The sequence below is a fragment of the Streptomyces sp. NH27 genome (assembly GCF_056859195.1).
Genome location: NZ_JACEGK010001083.1, coordinates 1 through 465 on the forward strand (window position 1 = coordinate 1; position 465 = coordinate 465).

The window sequence follows — 465 nt, forward strand, 5'->3', positions numbered from 1 at the left end:
GGACGGGGGCCGTGGTGGTTCCGGGGTGCTGCTCGGGGTTGGAGGACTGGCGGGAGTGGTGCGAGGTCGCCGACGGGGGCGAGGGTCCGTGGCTCGGGCACGATCCGGCGCCGTGGTTCGAGCGGGACGACGCGGTGGTGCGGGTGTGGCCGGACGGAGCGCTGGTGGGTACGCCGGCGGAGATCGTGCTCGCGGAACTGCCCGGGCTGCTGGCGGGGGTGCAAGTGGATCTGCGGGGATTCCTCGCGCGTACCGGGGAGTGGGCCGCGCGCCATACGCCGGGGCTCGGTGCCTCGCTGGTCGCCAAGCTCGACGCCGATCTGGGCGTCGGCGGTGCGGGATCGCTCCCGGGCTGAGGAGGGCCCGGGGCCGGCGTGGGGTCGTCGAACGGTTCATCGCACCTGGGCCGGGCGGTCGCGGGTGCGACAGAATCAGAGGCGTGGTCATGTTCGGGATTCTGGGGGC

General features: G+C 74.2%; 1 pseudogene. It reads left to right on the forward strand.

Features of this window, described 5'->3' with window-relative positions:
- Positions 1-356, forward strand: a pseudogene (locus AC13HU_RS38130) (hypothetical protein); the annotation flags it as partial.
- Positions 357-465 lie beyond the last annotated feature (109 nt).